The following is an 18,551-nucleotide window of genomic DNA, read 5'->3' as shown; positions in this document are numbered from 1 at the left end:
ATCAGGGCCTCCAGTCATCGGCGACGATGCGCCCGGCATGAAATCTCAGCCGGCGCTGCATGGGCTCAAGCAGGCGCTCGTCATGAGAAACGACAATCAGCGTTGTCTCGCGGCGGGCCGCGAGCTTCAGCAGCAGGCCGGCAACGGTCGCGCCAGCCTCGGCATCAAGGCTTGCAGTCGGCTCGTCAGCGACGAGAATTGCGGGTTCGCGGAGCAGCGCCCGGGCAATGGCAACCCGCTGCATCTCGCCGCGCGACATGGTCTCGATCCTTTGTGTCGGCCGCGTCAGCCCGACATCGGCGAGAAGCGCTGCCGCACGGTCCTGCAGCGCGGACGACAGGCGGTGTGAAAGCCTTGCAGGCAACAGCACGTTTTCGAGGGCCGATAGCCCGGCAAAGAGATGGAAATCCTGCATGACCAGGCCGACATTGTCGCCGCGCCAGCGGTCACGCCGGCTTTCTGAAAGGGCGCTGAGATCCGTATCGCCCCAGATCGCCCGGCCGGCCCTGAGCCTTTCAAGGCCAGTGACGATGTTGACGAAGGTCGATTTGCCCGACCCGGACGGGCCGGAAATGGCGACATGCTCCCCGGCGGCAATCTCCAGCCTGTCAATGGCAAGCACTGGCGTTGCAAGGCCTTCGAAAGAAACGGCGATGTCGCGAAGTTCAAGGGCGGGCATGGGGCAGATCCGGTTGATGACGCGTTTCAGACTTTTGAATAGCGCGCCTCACGCAGGCGCAGCTGGCTGACAAAACCTGTTTCGGGATCGGTCCAGGAGCCGCGTTCCAGAAGCCCCTTTGCCTCGATCATCTGGTTGGGCTGAACAAATGTCTGCCGGCGATCCAGATAGACGACGATGATATTGTCGGGCCAGTCGCTGTCGGTGGAACAGAAGGGGCAGATCGACATCGGGATTTCCGTCAGCACGAAAAACTGCGCCTCGGCCTTCAGCGGTGGCGCCATGAAGCCGCGAATGCGGATTTCTTGACCCGTCAGCGCCATGGTCTTGTCGGAATAGCTCATGCCGAGCGGTGAATAGGCGCCATAGATCTCGTCAAAGGCCAGAAGCGGTGCAGCCGCAAGGGCAGGGCGGGTGGCCGCGACGAGTATCGCGGCACCGCTCAGGACAAGTGCCTGCCGACGCGAACAGAGCGCTGGGGAGGTGGTCTTCGTCTTCATCATGATGTTCCGCCGGAAAATCGGGAACCGGGCAGATCGGCCTGTCCGGTTCCCAGTCACACAAACCTACTGCGCCTGCTTCTGGCTCGTGCCAAGCGCGAAGGCATCCGCCATCACGCCATAGACATCGGACTCTTCCATATAGCCCTTGAAGCCTTCCGAGCCGGGACCGGTCGACTGCAGGACGACGTCATCGACCGCATGAACGGCATCGGAGGCATTCTTCGGAATGTTGCCGATGCGCAGCGTTGCGCCGGGAACATCCTTATAGGCGTCATTGGCGACGTAATTGCCGTTTTCATCCTTGACGGTCGGCTCGAACGGGCCGTCCATTTTCGGTCCCCAGGTCTCGTAATAATCCGGGAAGTCGGCAGCGAAGATGGCCAGCCGGCGTGAAACATCGACGCTGTCGGGATAACCGTCCTTGTCGGCATCGACATAGTTCGGGAATCCGGCGCTGTCATAGGTCATGACCTTCTCGCGCATGTCATCGCCCGGCACGCTGTCGTCAATCGTGCCGATCAGCGAGACGCCATGGGTATGGTCGCCGGTCACAACGATCATCGTATCGGGATGGCTCCGGGCAAATTCCATCGCCGTTCCGATCGCCTTGTCGAATTCGATAACGTCGACGATCGAGCGCTCCCAATCCATCGGATGGCTCATCTTGTCGATCGAGGCGCCTTCGACCATCAGGAAGAAGCCGTTGTCATTCTTCGACAGATTATCAAGCGCGACCTTGGTCATTTCCGGCAGGCCGGGCTGGTCAGGATATTGCTCGACGGTGCCCTTCTTGAGGAAGGAGCGGTCGAGTTTCACATCCATATTGCCGGGATGGAACAGGCCGAGCAGCTTGGCAGCACCGTCCTGATCGGCGGTGTTCATTTCGGTGGCGGTCGAGACGACGGTATAGCCGGCGTCCTTGAACATGGCGATATAGTCCTTGTCGTCCTTGCGCTTGGAGCCGGGCACGTCGGACTTCAGGAAATAGGCGGATCCGCCGCCGAGCATGACATCCGGCTGGACTGCGTAGAACATGCCGACGATATCGGCCTTGTCGCCGCGCAGACGCGTGTGCGAGACGGTTGCGGCGGGCGTTGCATCTTCAAGTTCGGCGGTGGAGACGACGCCGATCGACTTGTCGGTCTGGCGGCGCAGCGCCTCGGCAATGGTCTCGACCTTGGGATCATCCTGGCTCGGGGGGGTGCGGTCGGCATAGACGCCAAGCGCGTTTACCCGGCTCTTGTGGCCGGTCATGTAGGCCGACATGGTGTTGGCGCTGTCGGTGGCGATCGAATGGGTCGATGAGGTGCCGATGAAGGCCATGTGGTCGAGATCATCCATGTTGAGGCGGCCATCGGCCTTGCCCTCGGTCATGCCTTTGGACATGATGCGGGCGGCGGTGCGATGCGCGACTGAAAGACCGTCCCCGAGGAAGAAGATGATGTTCTTGGCGACCGGTTTTTCCGGCGTGCCATAGACCGTCCATGTCACCGTCTTGTCCTCGTCACCGGCCTTGACGGCAACGGTGTAATCGCCGGGTTCGGCGAGGCTCAGATCGCGCAGGATCAGCGCCGAGCCGAGGCTCGCATCGTCCTTGCCTTTTTCATCGGCGACGAATTCGGCATCAGAGCCGAAGATTTCGGCATAGGGCTTGCCGTTGACCGTGACGGCGATCTGGTCAGGCGTATAGGTCTTGTCGAGTTCGACCTTGAAGTCGAAGGGCGATCCGACCAGAACGGTTGCCCGGTCCAGCGGGTAGATGGTGGCTGCGTTGGCGGCGCCGGCGAGAAATGTCGCGGCGGCAAGAAGGGCGAGACGAGCGCGCATGATGACCTCTTCCGAGATGCGTTGAAGTTTTGGCTGCGCAACTTGGTTAGCGCCGTGCAATGACAGAGGGATGACAGGGCGTCACAGCGCGGCATTGTGTCCTCAACCGACCGTCAGCGCCGCGCGTGCCCGCGTGCCGGTCAGGTTGTTTGTGATGAGCGAAGAGGCCGGCAGTCTGTCGCCTTAGAGCGCCGTGCATCCGTTCGGATGCACAAAGGACGCTCTAACTTATTGAATCTACGCATCGTTCTTTTCGAAAATCGATTCCGATTTTCGAGCCGATGCGCTAGGCCGCGAAAGAACGCCGTGCGCCCGTTCGGGCGCACGGCGTGGAAGGCTTATAAATCGGTCTATCGTGCTTGTCGAAAGGTCATTCCGGCTCTCGCAACGATGCGCTAGACCGTCGTCTCTTTCCATATGCGGGGTGGCGTTTGCGGGCTGTCGCTGCGGGCAGGCGTCTGGGGTGAGCCGTTGCGGGAAGGTTCGCCTCTTTGTGCGTTTCTGATGCGGGCAAGGTTGGCTGCTTCGCGTGCGATCGAGGCCAGCTGCTGTCTTTTTCGGCCCGAGATCATTTGCTCGAAAATTGCCGGTTCAGCGGATTTCGGGCGGGCGCCGATTGGCTTGGCGAGCGGCTTCACTTCGGTGTTTGCAAAGGTCACGATGCGTTCTATCACGTCCTTGACCTTGTCGTCGCTGAGTAGCGGATCTTTCAGAAAATCCATGCCTTGCAACTCTTGCGGGCTCATTCGTTGATCCGCTTTGTAGGCCGACGCATTGTTCACAAACTCCGTATATGCGGTGTTGGCAGCATTTATGCCAGCTGGAATAGGTTCTTCTTTTGCTTTGTTGGCAGCATTTATGTCATCTGGATTAGGTTTGACTTTTGCTTTCCGGGCTTTGCGATCAATCAGGATGGAGGGTAGGTGCGAAGCAGGGCCGTGTTGGTCGCGCTCCTTAATTTTATACAGGACTTGGGTCATGAAGCTGCGGAAATCCCGGTCGTCTTTGATGCCGAAATATCTCTCGCTCCCTTCTCCTGCGACAAAGGTCATCTGTCCAACGGCGAAGGAATCGACCTTGCGGTTTTCATCCGGCTTCATGGAGTGACCAAAATTCCAGTGTTTCCATTGCTCAGGCGAGGCGTACATCGCTGTATAGCAATGGTGATCTTTCTGATCTGTCTGTACGGCACTGCCGAGATCAATCAGTTTGACGGTATTGCTATGGCGGTCATAAATCGCGTTCTGCCCTTTCACATCAGCGTGGACAAAATTCCTTTCAGCCATGTCGGACAGGCCCTTGGTGACGCCGCGCAGGAGGAACTGGGTTGTGCTCCAGTATTCTGCGTGCGAGATGATTGCTTTTTTGTACAAATACTTGGCACGGTCCTGCAAGTCACTGAGTGTCGGACCATCAACATGTTCCATCACCAACGCTTCGATAGCGCCGGATGCCGGCTCTTGTCCGGGCAGGACAACTTTGGTTCTGCCGAAGATCCTGACGATGTTGTCGCTGTGATCGAGCGATCGTCCGACCGCTGCCTCCCTATCCATCTCAACGACAGTTTTTGCGTCGTTGCGATGCAGAACTTTGATCGCGACTGGATTGCCGTTGTTATAGGGCGTGCCCACCACCCTGAAGACCTGGCCAAAGCCGCCTTCAGCGATTTCCTTGCAGTTATCGCTTGTTAGCCTCAGGACATTATCCGTCTTGCCCGTGCGGGCGGGGACATTTCCTCTGTTTCGCGCGCGTCCGGCAAGCTCGACGAGAACTTCTGTTGCTCTGGCCGCAGCATGATCATTGGGAGCAGCAGGTGTGTTCTGCTTTTGTATTTCTATATCTTGAAAGCGGTTTAGGATCATCGTAGGTATTCCTTGTCGTGCTTATTTGCCTACGTGAATATATGTAGTGAAATTAAATATCAAATTGTATTGTATTTTTATGTTTTCGATTTTATTGAATAGTAATATTTATTATTGTTGTTATTGATTATTTAAAACATTGCGTATTTATTTTTGATCTATAGTTAAAATATAGAATTAATATTATTGATGTAGATCTGTTTGTTGTCACTGGTTTGAGCGGAGGAGATCGTGCGTCCCAGCAGATGCTGAGAAGGCGCTAAGCAGCAAGGCTAAGGTCGGTGTCCCAGGGGAAGCGCAATGCAATCGGGCGGGGCTGGCGGCAATTTACGCCGACTGAAACTGTCCGGCAGCCTGTCCCTTTACGGGAGGCTGCAGGATCTCGGGCAATCCTGGTTCTGCTTCGAAAAGAACGATGCGTCGATTCAATAAGATAGAGCGTCCTGGTGCGTCCAAAAAGGACGCACGGCGCCCTAGCGCCGGCCGCGCGGCTTGAGGAAACGGCGCTTGCCGTTTTTCAGAGACATATGCAGCACGCGGGTGATGCGCCAGCCGAGGAACAGCGTCGCCAGACCTGCGGCGATGAAGCCGCTGGCATTGCCGGCTATCTGGGCGACGGCGACGATATTGTGCGAGAATGTGTAGCCGAGACCGATATAGATGCCGACCCAGAGGATCTCGCCGGCAAAGGCGGCGATGGAGAATATCCGCCAGCGCATGCCGGAGGCGCCAGCCACCGGATTGACATAGGGGCCGATCATGGCCAGCAGCCAGCGGGTCAGGAAAATTGCCAAGGCGCCGCGCTTCTCGGTGAAGTCATGGGCGCGCTGGACCATGGCGACGCGTTTCGGGCGATCGCGGGTAAATTTCTCGATCATTGGCCGGCCGCCGAGCCGGCCGACCCAGAAGCCGATCTGATCCCCGGCCGTGGCGGCCAGCAGCGAAGCGATATAGGAGGGGCCGGGGCTCATTTCCCCGGTGGCCACCATCGAACCGCCGATCAGCATGACAAGGGCAGCCGGGATCGGAATGCCGATACAGGACAGCATCACCGCAAGTGCCATAACCGGCACTCCATAGAGTGGCACCAGCGCCAGAATCTGGTCACTCATGCGAGAGGTCCTTGTCTTCATCAAGCGCTGGAAGGATCATGATGATCTGCTCCTCAAGCGCACCGGTGGTAATGCCCTTGTCGCGGGCAAGCTGATCCAGCGTCTGGCGATGGAAGCTGCCCGGCGCCAGATTGAGTTCGGCGGCCAGCGCCTCCGGGCTGACATGGTTCATCATCGCCACGTGACCGAGTGTCATCCAGCCCCTGATCTGCATCGCCTGATGTTCGGGATTGTGCCAGTAATAGACGGAAAGGATGAATTTCAGACCGAAGACCAGTGTGAGCAGGCCGGTGATGACGAATGCGACCGAAAGCCCGCGATAGCGCACCCACAACGTTCGATACGGAAATGTCATCGCCTGCCTCCTTTTGCGCTGCGCCCGAATGGCCCAGGCATAAGTGTGCCCCGCTTTGCGGCCTCAGGCGAGCGCTTTCAGACGCGCGGCCGCCTTCGTCAGGCATTTACGGAATTCTGTGAGGTCGTCAAGTGCGGCTGTCGTGGCGGTTTCCGCCGCATCGATCCTGCCATTGCGTCGCAGAATGCCGCCATCGACCATGAGGTTTTCGATCATGTCGCAATCCTCAACCATCATCCTGTCCGGACCGCGCAGAAAGCCGTCGCTGGCCCGTGTCACCGCGCCGCCATAATAGGTCTTCAGCCGGGCGGTATGCCCGTCAGCAACATTCGAATAGGCAAAGACAGGCTTGTTGAGCGCGCACATGAAGCCGACCTCGTAGACGGTGCCGGGATCGGCAGAGATGCCGCGAAACGGGGTGAGGTTGGCGATGATGGCATCTGCTTCCAGCATCATTGCCTCGTCCGAGGCGCTGATCGCCATGCCGATGTCGAAGGGCGTTTCACAGGGCGGCAGCGGGTGGTCTCCGGGCGAGAGCGGTTCGAGGCCGGCCGCGCGGGCCATATCCGCCTTGATCTTGATGATTTCGAGCCCGTTTTCGAGAAAGATTTCCGGACCCGCCATGTAGACTTTCACTGTCATGCTGCCGCCCTTTGGGGTTGAATGGCGGAACGGTTGTTGCCGCGCCGCGTTGCAAAGCGCAAGCCGACACGGAGGGTCAGCTTTCGCGCGGGGGCTCAATAGGGTATGACCCGATCAGCAATATGGCAGATAGAAACGGAGAAGACGGATGGCAGCACAAATCCGCGTCCATAAACACGACATCACGGCGGAAGATGCCGCCCGTTACACCGGCGCCATCGCCATCGACACCGAAACACTCGGCCTTATTCCACGCCGCGACCGGCTTTGTGTTGTGCAGTTGTCGCCCGGCGACGGCACTGCCGATGTGGTTCAGATTGCCGCCGGGCAAACCGTGGCACCCAATCTGGCTGCCATGCTGGCCGATCCCGGTCGCCAGAAGATTTTTCATTATGGCCGCTTTGATATTGCTGTCCTGTTTCATACATTCGGCGTGACGACGGAAAATGTTTTCTGCACCAAGATCGCCTCGAAACTGACGCGGACCTATACCGATCGCCATGGTCTGAAGGACAATCTTCGGGAAATGCTGGAGGTCGACATTTCCAAGGCCCAGCAGTCCTCCGACTGGGCAGCCGAGACACTGAGCGATGCTCAGCTGCAATATGCCGCATCGGACGTGCTCTATCTGCATGCCCTGCGCGACAAGCTGATGGAGCGGCTGATCCGTGACGGGCGGATGGAGTTTGCCGGCGCCTGCTTCGAATTCCTGCCGACGCGGGCCAAGCTGGACCTTGCCGGCTGGGATCAGAACGACATTTTCGCGCACACATAAGCGATGCGCCGGGGCTGTTGCATATCGGCAACAAAATCCGCCAAGCCCCTCTTTAAACGCCAGAAACGCGCCACCATATCTGATCCGAACAGCGGGTAATCGCCCGTCGGCTTGAAACGGCCCGCCGCTTGATTTGGGGGTCAAACTCATGGATCGCACCGTTGCTTGATGAAGGGCGGAGCGGGAATGGAGGCAGACATGAATGTCGAAAAATATTCCGAGCGCGTTCGCGGTTTCCTGCAATCCGCGCAGACCTATGCGCTGGGTGAGGGGCATCAGCAATTTACCCCGGAACATCTTCTGAAAGTCCTGCTTGATGACGAGCAGGGCATGGCCGCATCGCTGATCACGCGGGCCGGCGGCGACCCCGCCAAGGCGCGTTTCGGCAATGATGCAGCGCTTGCCAAGCTGCCCAAGGTTGCCGGCGGCAATGGTCAGGTCTATCTGGCGCAGCCGCTCGCCAAGGTTTTCAACACCGCTGAAGAGGCAGCCAAGAAGGCCGGTGACAGCTTCGTCACTGTCGAACGCCTGCTGCTGGCGCTTGCTGTTGAAAAGAGCGCCTCGACGGCAACGACGCTCGCCAATGCCGGTGTCACGCCGAACGGCCTCAACACCGCGATCAACGAGATCCGCAAGGGCCGGACGGCTGACAGCGCCAGTGCTGAACAGTCCTACGACGCTCTGAAGAAATATGCCCGCGATCTGACCGAAGAGGCGCGCGATGGCAAGCTTGACCCGGTGATCGGCCGCGACGATGAAATTCGCCGCACGATCCAGGTTCTGTCGCGCCGGACCAAGAACAATCCGGTCCTGATCGGTGAACCCGGCGTCGGCAAGACGGCGATCGCCGAAGGTCTTGCACTGCGCATTGTCAACGGCGATGTGCCCGAGAGCCTGAAGGACAAGAAGCTGATGGCGCTCGATATGGGCGCTCTGATTGCCGGTGCGAAATATCGCGGCGAGTTCGAGGAGCGGCTGAAAGCGGTGCTGAACGAGGTTCAGTCCGAAAACGGCAACATCATCCTGTTCATCGACGAGATGCACACGCTGGTCGGTGCCGGCAAGGCCGATGGCGCCATGGACGCGTCGAACCTTCTGAAACCGGCGCTTGCCCGCGGCGAGCTGCACTGCGTTGGTGCAACGACCCTCGATGAATATCGCCAGCATGTCGAAAAGGATCCGGCGCTTGCCCGTCGTTTCCAGCCCGTCATGGTGGACGAGCCGACGGTGGAGGACACGATCTCGATCCTGCGCGGTCTGAAGGAGAAATATGAGCAGCACCATCAGGTGCGCATTTCCGACAGCGCGCTGGTGGCTGCCGCCACGCTTTCGAACCGCTACATCACCGACCGGTTTCTGCCGGACAAGGCGATTGACCTGATGGACGAGGCCGCAAGCCGCGTGCGTATGCAGGTCGACAGCAAGCCGGAAGCGCTTGATGAGCTTGACCGGCGCATCATCCAGCTCAAGATCGAGCGGGAAGCGTTGAAGAAGGAGACCGATCAGGCGTCGAAGGACCGGCTGGAAAGGCTCGAAGGCGAGCTTGCTTCGCTGACCGAACAGGCCGACGCGCTGACGGCGCGCTGGCAGTCGGAAAAGAGCAAGCTCAACCGGGCGGCCGATCTGAAGAAGCAGCTTGATGCAGCCCGCAACGAACTGGCGATTGCCCAGCGCAACGGTGAATACCAGAAGGCCGGCGAACTGGCCTATGGTTCGATCCCGAAGCTGGAGAAGGAGCTGGCGGAAGCGGAGCAGGAAGATCATTCCGCCGCTAAAGAAGCCATGTTGCAGGAGGTCGTCACCCCCGACAACATTGCGCAGATCGTGTCGCGCTGGACCGGCATACCGGTCGACAAGATGCTGGAAGGCGAACGTGAAAAGCTGCTGCGGATGGAAGACGAGCTGGCCCAATGGGTTGTCGGTCAGGGCGATGCCGTTCAGGCGGTCTCGCGTGCCGTGCGCCGTGCGCGAGCAGGGCTTCAGGATCCGAACCGGCCGATCGGCTCGTTCATCTTCCTCGGACCGACTGGCGTCGGCAAGACGGAGCTGACCAAGTCGCTGGCCCGCTTCCTCTTCGATGACGAGACGGCCATGGTGCGCATGGATATGTCGGAATATATGGAGAAGCACTCCGTATCCCGGCTGATCGGTGCGCCTCCGGGCTATGTCGGCTATGACGAGGGTGGCGCGCTCACCGAAGCGGTTCGCCGTCGTCCCTATCAGGTTGTGCTCTTCGATGAGATCGAGAAGGCGCATCCGGATGTGTTCAACGTGCTGCTGCAGGTGCTCGATGACGGGCGTCTGACCGACGGCCAGGGCCGCACGGTCGACTTCCGCAACACGATCATCATCATGACGTCGAACCTCGGTGCCGAATATCTGACCCAGCTCGGCGAGAACGAGGATTCGGAAGCGGCGCGCGAGCAGGTCATGGGCGTTGTCCGCGCGGCATTCAGGCCGGAATTCCTGAACCGCGTTGACGATATCATCCTGTTCCACAGGCTGCATCGTCAGGATATGGGCGCGATCGTCGATATCCAGCTCAAGCGTCTGGAAGCGCTGCTGGCCGATCGCAAGATCACGCTTGATCTCGGGTCTGACGCCCGCGACTGGCTGGCGGACAAGGGCTATGATCCGGCCTATGGTGCCCGCCCGCTGAAGCGCGTGATCCAGCAGACCGTCCAGGATCCGCTGGCTGAAAAGATCCTCGGTGGTGAGATCGAGGATGGCGCGCATGTGAAGGTCAGCGCCGGTTCGGACCGTCTGATCTTCTATGTCAGCGGCAGCATGAAAAACGTCGCTTAAGCGAACCCAGATGGATTGGGAGGCCGCACCGGGAAACCGGTGCGGCCTTTCGAGTCTGTCACGCCTCCGAAAGCCGCTCTGCCGCCGGCGCCCCCTTGTCGGCGCGCGGTGGCACGCCGAACATCCGCGAATAGTCGCGGCTGAACTGCGAGGCGCTCTCATAGCCGACGCGGAAGGCGGCGTTTTCGACATTCACCGCTTCGCCGATGATCAGCCGGCGCCCTTCGATGAGGCGCAGGCGCTTCTGGTACTGCACCGGCGTCATCGCCGTCAGCGCCTTGAACCTGCGGTGAAAGACAGACGCACTCATCCGGGCGCTCTCCGCCAGTTCCTCGACGCGGACCGTCTCGCGAAACCGATCGCGCAGCAGATGGAGCGCCGTCAGCACGCTCGGTATCCGTTCGGAGCCAAACATCATTGCGGCGAGGTCCGCGCCGCCGGGGCCTGACAGCAACCAGTAGCTCAGCTCCCGCATGATCGCCGGATAGAGGACGGGGATCGCCTTCGGACGGTCGAGAAGGGCGACAAGTCTTTCCACGCAAGCTTCGACCGGGCCGTCGAAACGGCTGACGAAGGCGTTGCGCGGCCGGGCGGGGCTGGTGAGCGGCTCGTCCATCTCCGTCAGAGCCGCGTGCATGATCCCGGCATCGAACATGATCGCGATGCCGAGATAGGGCTCGGAGGGGCTCGCCGCGATGATGGTGCCGATGGCCGGCATCTCCATGCTGACGACCAGCGCATCACCTGCGCCGTAGAAATGGGTCGTGTCGCCGATGAGGCTCGTCTTCGCGCCCTGCAGCGTGACGCAGAGCGCCGGACGCATGATCAGATGGTTCGGCTGGCGCTGATGGTCATAGCGCATCAGCACCAGACCGGGCACGTCGGTCATGACCGGAGGCGTGCCGGTTCGGGTGAGGCGGTCGACGCGGCGGAGAAGGTCTTGTTCCATGTGAACGAGCTTGCACTGCCGGATGGCCCCGCGCCAGCAGAAAATGCGGACGGTGACAGGATCAGGCATGAAATCGCGGCAATCGGGCAGGGAAAGGCGGGGTGTCCACCACTATCTGTCAGGTCGAACGGCAGAAAAGGAGTTCACCATGCCAATCGAGACACAGAAGATCGCAGTCGTTACCGGCGGCAGCCGGGGCCTTGGCCGCAGCACCGTTCTGGCACTCGCAAGCCGCGGCGTCAGTTCCGTCTTCACCTATCACGCCCGCAAGGACGCGGCCGATGCGGTGATTGCCGAGGTGGAGGCCCGTGGCGCCCGCGCCATCGCCCTGCCACTCGATACCGGCGATGTCACCGGTTTGTCGGCCTTTGCCGATAAGCTTCGCGCGGCACTTTCCACTTTCGGTGCCGAACGTTTCGACATCCTCGTCAACAATGCCGGCACGTCGAACCATACGCCGATCGCCGAGACGACGGTTGCGGAGTTCGATGCCCTCTACAACGTTCATGTGAAGGGTGTTTTCTTCCTCACCCAGACGCTGCTGCCGCTGATCAGCGACGGCGGGCGGATCGTCAATATCTCCACCGGGCTGACGCGCTTCGCCGCACCGGGAAGCGGTTCCTATGCGGCGATGAAAGGCGCTGTCGAGGTGCTCACCCGCTATATGGCAAAGGAATTCGGGCCGCGCGGGATCGCGGTCAACGCCGTGGCGCCGGGGGCGATCCAGACGGATTTCTCTGGCGGTACCGTGCGCGATAACCCGGCGGTCAACAAGATGATCGCCGACAACACCGCGCTTGGCCGCGCCGGTCTGCCCGACGATATCGGCCCGCTGATTGCGGCCCTGACCTCCGAGGATGGTCGCTGGGTCAACGGCCAGCGCATCGAGGCCTCGGGGGGAATGTTGCTCTGAGTGACTGTCTCTGACACAAAACACCCCGCCGGACCGCGATCCGACGGGGCTCTATCGCACAACGCTTACGGTATCAGGCCCTGATTTCCTGCCGCTGGAAGGCGATATAGGCGATGGCATAAACGATCACCATGGCGGCAATCAGGCCGGCAAGCTCCGGCCATGCCAGCAGCAGGCTCTGGTCCAGCGGCAGGGGGGCACCGGGAATGGCACCCTGCATCTGGCTCATGAAGACCAGACCAAGTGATCGTGTTGCGGGATTGAGAAGCCCGGTTGCCGCCTCACCGAACAGGGTCGATGGCGAGAAGCGGGAAATCACCTGGGTGATCTCGGCCTGATGAATGGCCGTCATCGGATTGTAGGGATCGATGGGAGCAATCAGGCTGGCGACACCCGGTGCAATCATGCTCCAGAACAATGTGAAGATCAGCCAGAGCGTGAGTGCGGCAAGTGCCGAGGTGGCAGGCGTGCGGAAGACGGTTGAAAACAGCATCGCCACCGCCAGCCAGACACCGGAATAGGCAAGGCAGGTGATCAGGAAGGCGAGACCGCGCAATGCCTCCTCGCCTGACGGCGGCAGGCCGAGCATCAGGATACCCATGCCGGTCACCAGCAGGAACAGCGCGATCAGATTGATGGCGACAACCAGCAATGCTCCGAGGAATTTGCCGGCGAGCAGCCCGTCGCGATAGATTGGTTGCGACAGGATGCGGCTCATGGTGCGGCGATTATATTCGCCGTTCACCGCGTCGAAGCCCAGCGTGATGCCGACCAGCGACAGGAGGAAGCTGAGCAGGGCGACAAAGGAAGGGAAGGGCTGTTTGGCGAGTGTGAACAGGTTGAGGAACAGGAAGGGATCCTCGCTGACCGTGTTCTTGATCTGCCCGATCGCCGCATAGATCGCGCCGATCGCTGTCAGCACCATCAGCAGCATGACCAGATGCATGCGCGGCGAGGTCATGTGGTCGGCCGCTTCCTTCAGTGCGACGGTGGCAAGCCCCTGAAAGGGCGATCCTTTCGAAGGCTTGTGGCCGGTGCCGGAGAGCACGGCCGGGCTTTGATCGGCTGTGGTGGCGTCAGGCGGCATGAGACACCTCCTCGAAATAGCGGGCATAGACATCGTCAAGGTCGGAGCGGCTGATCGACAGGCTTTTCAGCGTGCCTCCCGCCTCTACGACCCGTCTGGCAACGGCGCTGCGCACATCGCCGGTGGCATCGATGCGCGTCAGGCCCGACTGCATCGGCGATACGCGGGTGACACCCTCGAGGCCGGAAAGCGTTGCTTCCGCATCGAGATCGTCGATATCGGCCTCGATGACATAGGCGCCGCCAAGAACCTGGCTCGCCAGATCCGGAACCCGGCCGAGAAGACCGACCTTGCCCTTGTTGAACAGCGCCACACGCGTGCAGATTGCCTGCACCATGGACAGCAGATGCGAGGAGAGAACGATGGTCATGCCTTCGCGTGACAGGGTGACAATCAGTTCGAGCAGCTCCTGGGTCGATTGCGGGTCTAGACCCGCAGTCGGTTCATCGAGAATGGCGACTTCGCTGCCCTTGACCAGAAGTTCCGCAATTCCGAGCCGCTGGCGCATGCCGCGGGAAAAGGACGAGACCCGTCGGTCTGTCACCTCGGTGAGGCGCACCCGTGCCATTGCCTGCTCGATCCTGGCACTCGCATCCTCGGCGCCGATTCCGCCGAGCCTTGCCGTGAAAGCCAGATTCTCGCGGGCCGAAAGCTGGTCGTAAAACCCGACGGCATCCGGCAGATAGCCGACACGGCGCTTGACCTCGAGCGGTTCGCGCAGCGGGTCATGGCCGAGAATGCGCACTGAGCCGAATGTCGGTTCCGTGAGGCCGAGCAACATCAGGATCGTTGTTGTCTTGCCTGCGCCGTTGGGGCCGAGCAGGCCGAATATCTCGCCCCGCCCGATGGTCAGATTGATACCGTCGACGGCGACGGCATTTTTGTAGCGTTTCGTGAGGTTTTCAACCTCGATGACGGGGTTGCTCATCTGCGGCCATACCGGGTGACTGCAGCACCAAGCACAACCACGGCTGCAGCAATCAGCCCGAGACCGGCAATGCCCCATTCGGTGGATGTGGCGACAGTGACGCGGAATTTCTGGCTGTCATTGACGCCCTGGCCCGATGCCCGGATATTGACGACATAGTCACCGGCAATCGCCTTGTCGGCCGGGGTCATGGCGACGGTGAAGTCCTGCGACTGGCCGGGGTCGATTTCAGGGGCTGATGCCGGCGTTGTGGTGATCTTCCAGCCATTCGGAGCAGAGGCTGCGACCTTGACATCCTGGGCAGGGGCGGAGCCGGAATTGGCGACGGTGAAGTTGAAAGTCTGTTCCTTTCCGGCCTCGGCGCGGCCAGACAGCAGGCCATCCTTAGCCGAAAGTGCGATTTCGGGCTGACCGCTGACGTCAAGTTCCAGTTGTGTCTTGCCTTCCGTCTTCGAGCTCGCGGCGCTGATCACCACCGGATATTGTCCGGCGGACGCCCCGCGCGGCGGCTTTACCGACACCTTGATGGTCTTCGATTCGCCCGCCTTGAAGGGCAGGCTGGTCAGTTCCTGGCTGCCATATTGTTCCTTGAAGGTGGTGGTGAAGCCGGGCGGTGCATCGGCGACGAGGTTCAGGGTCGCCGCTTCCGCGCTGTTGTTGTCGATGGTGACATCATAATCGAAATTGGAGGTTGGGGTGCCCTTGAGAGCCGGAAGCTTGGCTGACAGATCGATATGATCGGGTTCGCCCGCTGCAAGCGTCATGGCGATCGGCAGTTTCAGGATTTCGCCGCCGTCGGTCTTGCCCTCGACCGTGAAATTATAGGTCCCGGCCTTGGCATTGCCTGCCGGCGTGACCTTGAGCGTGACATTTTCGCTCTTCCCCTCGGACACCATGGCGGCATCGACCGGCTTGCCCGAACCGTCAAATTCGGCGCTCCAGCCGGAGGGAAGCCCCGAAACATCGAAATTGACCCGGGCTGGCGGGAGGTTGGAATTCGTGAGCGAAAGCTCCATCGAAGCGTCTTTGCCGAGACTTTCCGTGATCGCGGGAAAATCAGTGGTCAGCCAAAGGCCGGTCGGCTGCATGTTGTCGGCCATCGCTGTGGACGCAAGCATGAGTGTACCGACGGCTGAGGCCGCCAGCATCGGGCAAAAATTTTTCATCGCTTCTTCCCCTTCTTCTGGTGAAAGCGTTTGGATCTGATGCCATGGCGTTTCTGACTGCGACGTCGCCCGGAATTTACGTGTTCAGATTTTGGCAAAAGTCCGGCCACAATATTAACAAGTGTTCATCTTGATTGTGGCGGAGAGGCGCGTTCAGCCTCTGAAATCAATCGTTTCAGGGGCTGTCGGGCAAAAAGTCCCGCAGGTTGCGATTATTAAATTATGGCAATCTTTGGTCATAATCGGGAAACAAAAAGATAAAAATAGCTATAGTGCGCCGAAAACCCGCGCGACAATGCGACGGCTGCAGCCTGTAGCTGCACGCTGAATCACTTCAATTTCACAGATGATGCTGCCGGCGCTGATGGGATCAGCGGCTGGCGACCTTGTTGTCGCTCTGATTGCCGAGCAGGGCATCGATGCGGTCGCGCTCGGCATCGAAGCGGACCAGGGCATCGCCGGTCAGCGGATCGGCATTTGGGAAGCGTACCTTCATCGGATCCACCTTGGTGCCGTTGACGATCACTTCATAATGAAGATGTGCACCGGTGACGAGGCCGGTGGCGCCGACACGGCCGATCACCTGGCCCTGCTTGACCTTCACGCCGGGCTTGACCCAGGACTCGATCTTGCTCTGGTGATTATAGGAGGTCTCATAGCCATTGGCGTGACGGATGATGGTCTGGTTGCCGTAGCCGCCGCCGTCCCAGCCAGCCTTTTCCACGACACCGTCGCCGGCAGCGATGATGGGGGTGCCGACCGGCGCTGCCCAGTCGACGCCCGGATGCATGCGGGCATATTTGAGCACCGGATGGCGGCGCATGCCGAAGCCTGATGTGAAGACGCCATTGGGGACGGTCTTTCGCAGCAGGAACTGTTTGATGCTCTCGCCATTCTGGTCGAAATAGTCGACCTCGCCGGTTTTCGGGTCGCGGTAGCGGTAAAGCCTTATGTCATTGTCGGCGATGCGCGCATCGATATAGAAAAGCTCTGACGTGGCGCTGGCCCGGCCTTCGGGGTCGGCATCGGAGAAAAAGAGTTCCATATGATCGTCCGGGCCGGCGGTCGCCTGAAGATCAATCTTGCTGGCAAGCAGGCTGATCAGCTCCGCAACCATATCATCGGTCAGACCATAGGAAAGCGCGGCACGGTAGATGCCGTCATAGACCTTGACCGGCTTTTGCGACGTGCCGATGATGAAGTCATTGGGGCTGTTTGCGGCATTGGCAACCGCATCGGAAAGCGGCGGCTCGGTGCCGGGAACAAACTGGTTCTGGTCGTTGAGCGCCATGGTCAGAAGGTGGCGGCTCTTGCGGTAGAGACTGACCCGGGCGATGCGGACATTCTTGCCGAAGCGGATCAGCCCGATCCGTACAACATCACCTTCATCAAGCTGCGATGAATTGAGGCGCGTTTTGAACATTCCGGCGATGTCATCCGCCTGTTGCGGCGGATAGCCCGCCGCTTTCAGGAAGGTGCTGGCATCGATCGCCTGGCGCACGGCCAGAATGTCATCGCTGAAATCCTGGGTTATGACGGTCTGCAGCGGACTGACCGAGACATTTTCATCAACAACATGCGCGGCAAGGCCGGGCGCGATGGCGGTCATGCTTGCGGGCACCGCGTCGAAACGATCCGGATCCACATAACCGAGCATGGACACGTCGTCGGCGGCATCGTTGATGGCGTTCTCATTCTGGGTGATGACCGAGGCGATCGCATCCTCGCTCATCGATCCGGCGAAGGGCATGTCGCTGCCCGAAAGCGGGAAATCGACGGTCTTCAGCTCGACCTCGCCCTCGACGTCGGCATCGTAGATCACGTCGCCGGTTGACGGTGAGGGGCTCTTGTTGCCCGTGGCAAAGACCGCGAAGGGATCAAAGGCCGGATAATCTGGCGTGTCGCCGTAATTGGCGGCGAGGGCCATCTTCACTTCTGAAAAGGGCTCGTAATGAATGACGTCGCGATCACCCTGTTTGACGACGGTCGGCACATTGATGATGCGCTTGTTGGAGGGTTTGGCGTAGACGGGAATGGCGACCAGCCGGTTTCCGCGGGTCTCACCATCGCCATCCGTGCTCGTGCTCGGAAGGCGCGCCTTGGCAAAGGCGGCAGCCGGTGCAGCAAGACGTTGCCGTCCATCGACCGCAGCAGAAAGCGCGACAGCCATCAGCACTGTGCTGGTCACACCCGTCAGGCAGGCGCCCGCGAGCCAGCGCAGCGAAATTTCACGCCGGTCAGGAACACGGCGCCCGTCAGCGAGGATGGGCCGCTTCGTGCCGAAGGTACGGGCGGGATTTTTCTTCTTCTTCATTCAGCTGCCGTCTCGTGGCCACTCACTCGAATAGGATCGATTGATGCCCCATTTGCCTAAGTTAACCTTTAAAGTCAAACCGCGCGGCTCGCCAGAGCCGCCCGCTCATGCCAGGTCCCCATTACTTCCATATGCCGGGCGGTCATGCGCGCGCAATATCTAGCCCGATCTAAAGATGATGCCAAAAAGGCGGATTGAAGGCGAGCTTCTTTTTTGTGCCGGCAATCCACAAGCGCGATGGTGATCGTCGTCGGGTCGCGAGCCGGCCGGGCGTTCCGCCACAGGGCGGCAAAGATGCTCGCCGGCGATGAATTTGAAAAATGATCAAAAGAACCAGTGTGTTATGAGATTTTTGGGAAAAAGGGGAGAAATAGCGTTGACGGTATTGGTTAGGTAGGTCTATAAGCCGCCTCACCGAACGACGGGGCGCCACGGAGCTGGAGCTTACGGTTCAACGCGAAATCACCGACAGGCTGGATGCTTGGACAGGCTTAGACTTTTAAGGATGAGCCGGCGGGATGATTTTGTGACGGTTTTAGGATCGTCGGTTATTTGGACAATTGAATAAAGAAGAAAGAGAAACGTGGCGAGCGGCTTTGTTGGTAGGCTTTTGGCTTACCGGAAAGAGACGAAG

15 protein-coding genes are annotated in these 18,551 nt (G+C 59.9%); 3 read left to right on the top strand and 12 right to left on the bottom strand.

Features of this window, described 5'->3' with window-relative positions:
* Position 1 precedes the first annotated feature (1 nt).
* The 7 genes from HCK86_RS00075 to HCK86_RS00045 all read right to left on the bottom strand — a co-directional run bounded on the left by HCK86_RS00075 (position 2) and on the right by HCK86_RS00045 (position 6,980).
* Positions 2-679 carry an ATP-binding cassette domain-containing protein gene (locus tag HCK86_RS00075; protein WP_176082447.1) on the bottom strand — a complete coding sequence of 226 codons (678 nt, stop codon included), beginning with the start codon at positions 677-679 and terminating at the stop codon, positions 2-4.
* 26 nt (positions 680-705) lie between these two features.
* Positions 706-1,182: a hypothetical protein gene (locus HCK86_RS00070; protein ID WP_246739397.1), complete on the bottom strand. Its 477-nt coding sequence runs from the start codon at positions 1,180-1,182 to the stop codon at positions 706-708.
* A 63-nt stretch (positions 1,183-1,245) separates the two neighbouring features.
* Entirely contained in the window at positions 1,246-3,009 is a 1,764-nt protein-coding gene (locus tag HCK86_RS00065) for an alkaline phosphatase (RefSeq protein ID WP_176082446.1), read from the bottom strand.
* Positions 3,010-3,404: 395 nt separating this feature from the next.
* A complete protein-coding gene (locus tag HCK86_RS00060) occupies positions 3,405-4,871 on the bottom strand; it encodes a protein kinase (protein WP_176082445.1) in 1,467 nt (488 codons plus the stop codon).
* Positions 4,872-5,344: 473 nt separating this feature from the next.
* Positions 5,345-5,983 (bottom strand): DedA family protein, encoded by a 639-nt coding sequence (locus HCK86_RS00055; RefSeq protein ID WP_176082444.1) that lies wholly within the window; start codon positions 5,981-5,983, stop codon positions 5,345-5,347.
* Complete coding sequence (locus tag HCK86_RS00050) at positions 5,976-6,338, bottom strand: hypothetical protein (protein WP_176082443.1); 363 nt, start codon at positions 6,336-6,338, stop codon at positions 5,976-5,978. Before HCK86_RS00050 ends, HCK86_RS00055 begins: the two co-directional genes overlap by 8 nt.
* A gap of 63 nt (positions 6,339-6,401) precedes the next feature.
* A complete protein-coding gene (locus HCK86_RS00045) occupies positions 6,402-6,980 on the bottom strand; it encodes a nucleoside 2-deoxyribosyltransferase (RefSeq protein WP_176082442.1) in 579 nt (192 codons plus the stop codon).
* Between the two features lie 148 nt (positions 6,981-7,128).
* On the opposite strand from HCK86_RS00045, the gene HCK86_RS00040 reads away from it, so the two are divergent.
* Both HCK86_RS00040 and clpB read left to right on the top strand, forming a co-directional pair.
* A complete protein-coding gene (locus tag HCK86_RS00040; RefSeq protein WP_176082441.1) occupies positions 7,129-7,755 on the top strand; it encodes a ribonuclease D in 627 nt (208 codons plus the stop codon).
* 198 nt (positions 7,756-7,953) lie between these two features.
* The gene (clpB, locus tag HCK86_RS00035; protein ID WP_176082440.1) at positions 7,954-10,560 is read left to right on the top strand and encodes an ATP-dependent chaperone ClpB; all 2,607 of its coding nucleotides are present in this window, start codon (positions 7,954-7,956) and stop codon (positions 10,558-10,560) included.
* Between the two features lie 58 nt (positions 10,561-10,618).
* Here the strand turns inward: clpB and HCK86_RS00030 are convergent, their stop codons facing one another.
* The gene (locus tag HCK86_RS00030) at positions 10,619-11,509 is read right to left on the bottom strand and encodes an AraC family transcriptional regulator (protein ID WP_176082439.1); all 891 of its coding nucleotides are present in this window, start codon (positions 11,507-11,509) and stop codon (positions 10,619-10,621) included.
* Positions 11,510-11,657: 148 nt separating this feature from the next.
* Here HCK86_RS00030 and HCK86_RS00025 point away from each other — a divergent pair, with 148 nt between their 5' ends.
* Complete coding sequence (locus HCK86_RS00025) at positions 11,658-12,422, top strand: SDR family oxidoreductase (RefSeq protein ID WP_176082438.1); 765 nt, start codon at positions 11,658-11,660, stop codon at positions 12,420-12,422.
* 73 nt (positions 12,423-12,495) lie between these two features.
* Here HCK86_RS00025 and HCK86_RS00020 read toward each other — a convergent pair whose 3' ends face one another.
* The 4 genes from HCK86_RS00020 to HCK86_RS00005 all read right to left on the bottom strand — a co-directional run bounded on the left by HCK86_RS00020 (position 12,496) and on the right by HCK86_RS00005 (position 17,917).
* Positions 12,496-13,509: an ABC transporter permease subunit gene (locus tag HCK86_RS00020; protein WP_176082437.1), complete on the bottom strand. Its 1,014-nt coding sequence runs from the start codon at positions 13,507-13,509 to the stop codon at positions 12,496-12,498.
* The gene (locus HCK86_RS00015; RefSeq protein ID WP_176082436.1) at positions 13,499-14,437 is read right to left on the bottom strand and encodes an ABC transporter ATP-binding protein; all 939 of its coding nucleotides are present in this window, start codon (positions 14,435-14,437) and stop codon (positions 13,499-13,501) included. The genes HCK86_RS00020 and HCK86_RS00015 overlap by 11 nt, the downstream gene beginning before the upstream one ends.
* Entirely contained in the window at positions 14,434-15,603 is a 1,170-nt protein-coding gene (locus tag HCK86_RS00010) for an NEW3 domain-containing protein (protein ID WP_176082435.1), read from the bottom strand. The genes HCK86_RS00015 and HCK86_RS00010 overlap by 4 nt, the downstream gene beginning before the upstream one ends.
* A 370-nt stretch (positions 15,604-15,973) precedes the next feature.
* The gene (locus tag HCK86_RS00005; RefSeq protein WP_176082434.1) at positions 15,974-17,917 is read right to left on the bottom strand and encodes a M23 family metallopeptidase; all 1,944 of its coding nucleotides are present in this window, start codon (positions 17,915-17,917) and stop codon (positions 15,974-15,976) included.
* Positions 17,918-18,551 lie beyond the last annotated feature (634 nt).

The organism is Martelella sp. HB161492 (assembly GCF_013184775.1).
In the GTDB taxonomy this organism is placed as follows: Bacteria; Pseudomonadota; Alphaproteobacteria; order Rhizobiales; family Rhizobiaceae; genus Martelella.
The sequence above is the reverse complement of the archived record's forward strand: the minus strand, read 5'-3'. Positions and strand labels throughout refer to the sequence as shown.

Coding starts and splice junctions, on each gene's coding strand:
- HCK86_RS00005 (WP_176082434.1), bottom strand. CDS start 17,917: ATGAAGAAGAAGAAAAATCCCGCCCGTACCTTCGGCACGAAGCGGCCC.
- HCK86_RS00050 (WP_176082443.1), bottom strand. CDS start 6,338: ATGACATTTCCGTATCGAACGTTGTGGGTGCGCTATCGCGGGCTTTCG.
- HCK86_RS00070 (WP_246739397.1), bottom strand. CDS start 1,182: ATGATGAAGACGAAGACCACCTCCCCAGCGCTCTGTTCGCGTCGGCAG.
- HCK86_RS00015 (WP_176082436.1), bottom strand. CDS start 14,437: ATGAGCAACCCCGTCATCGAGGTTGAAAACCTCACGAAACGCTACAAA.
- clpB (WP_176082440.1), top strand. CDS start 7,954: ATGAATGTCGAAAAATATTCCGAGCGCGTTCGCGGTTTCCTGCAATCC.
- HCK86_RS00055 (WP_176082444.1), bottom strand. CDS start 5,983: ATGAGTGACCAGATTCTGGCGCTGGTGCCACTCTATGGAGTGCCGGTT.
- HCK86_RS00065 (WP_176082446.1), bottom strand. CDS start 3,009: ATGCGCGCTCGTCTCGCCCTTCTTGCCGCCGCGACATTTCTCGCCGGC.
- HCK86_RS00020 (WP_176082437.1), bottom strand. CDS start 13,509: ATGCCGCCTGACGCCACCACAGCCGATCAAAGCCCGGCCGTGCTCTCC.
- HCK86_RS00025 (WP_176082438.1), top strand. CDS start 11,658: ATGCCAATCGAGACACAGAAGATCGCAGTCGTTACCGGCGGCAGCCGG.
- HCK86_RS00060 (WP_176082445.1), bottom strand. CDS start 4,871: ATGATCCTAAACCGCTTTCAAGATATAGAAATACAAAAGCAGAACACA.
- HCK86_RS00075 (WP_176082447.1), bottom strand. CDS start 679: ATGCCCGCCCTTGAACTTCGCGACATCGCCGTTTCTTTCGAAGGCCTT.
- HCK86_RS00045 (WP_176082442.1), bottom strand. CDS start 6,980: ATGACAGTGAAAGTCTACATGGCGGGTCCGGAAATCTTTCTCGAAAAC.
- HCK86_RS00010 (WP_176082435.1), bottom strand. CDS start 15,603: ATGAAAAATTTTTGCCCGATGCTGGCGGCCTCAGCCGTCGGTACACTC.
- HCK86_RS00030 (WP_176082439.1), bottom strand. CDS start 11,509: ATGGAACAAGACCTTCTCCGCCGCGTCGACCGCCTCACCCGAACCGGC.
- HCK86_RS00040 (WP_176082441.1), top strand. CDS start 7,129: ATGGCAGCACAAATCCGCGTCCATAAACACGACATCACGGCGGAAGAT.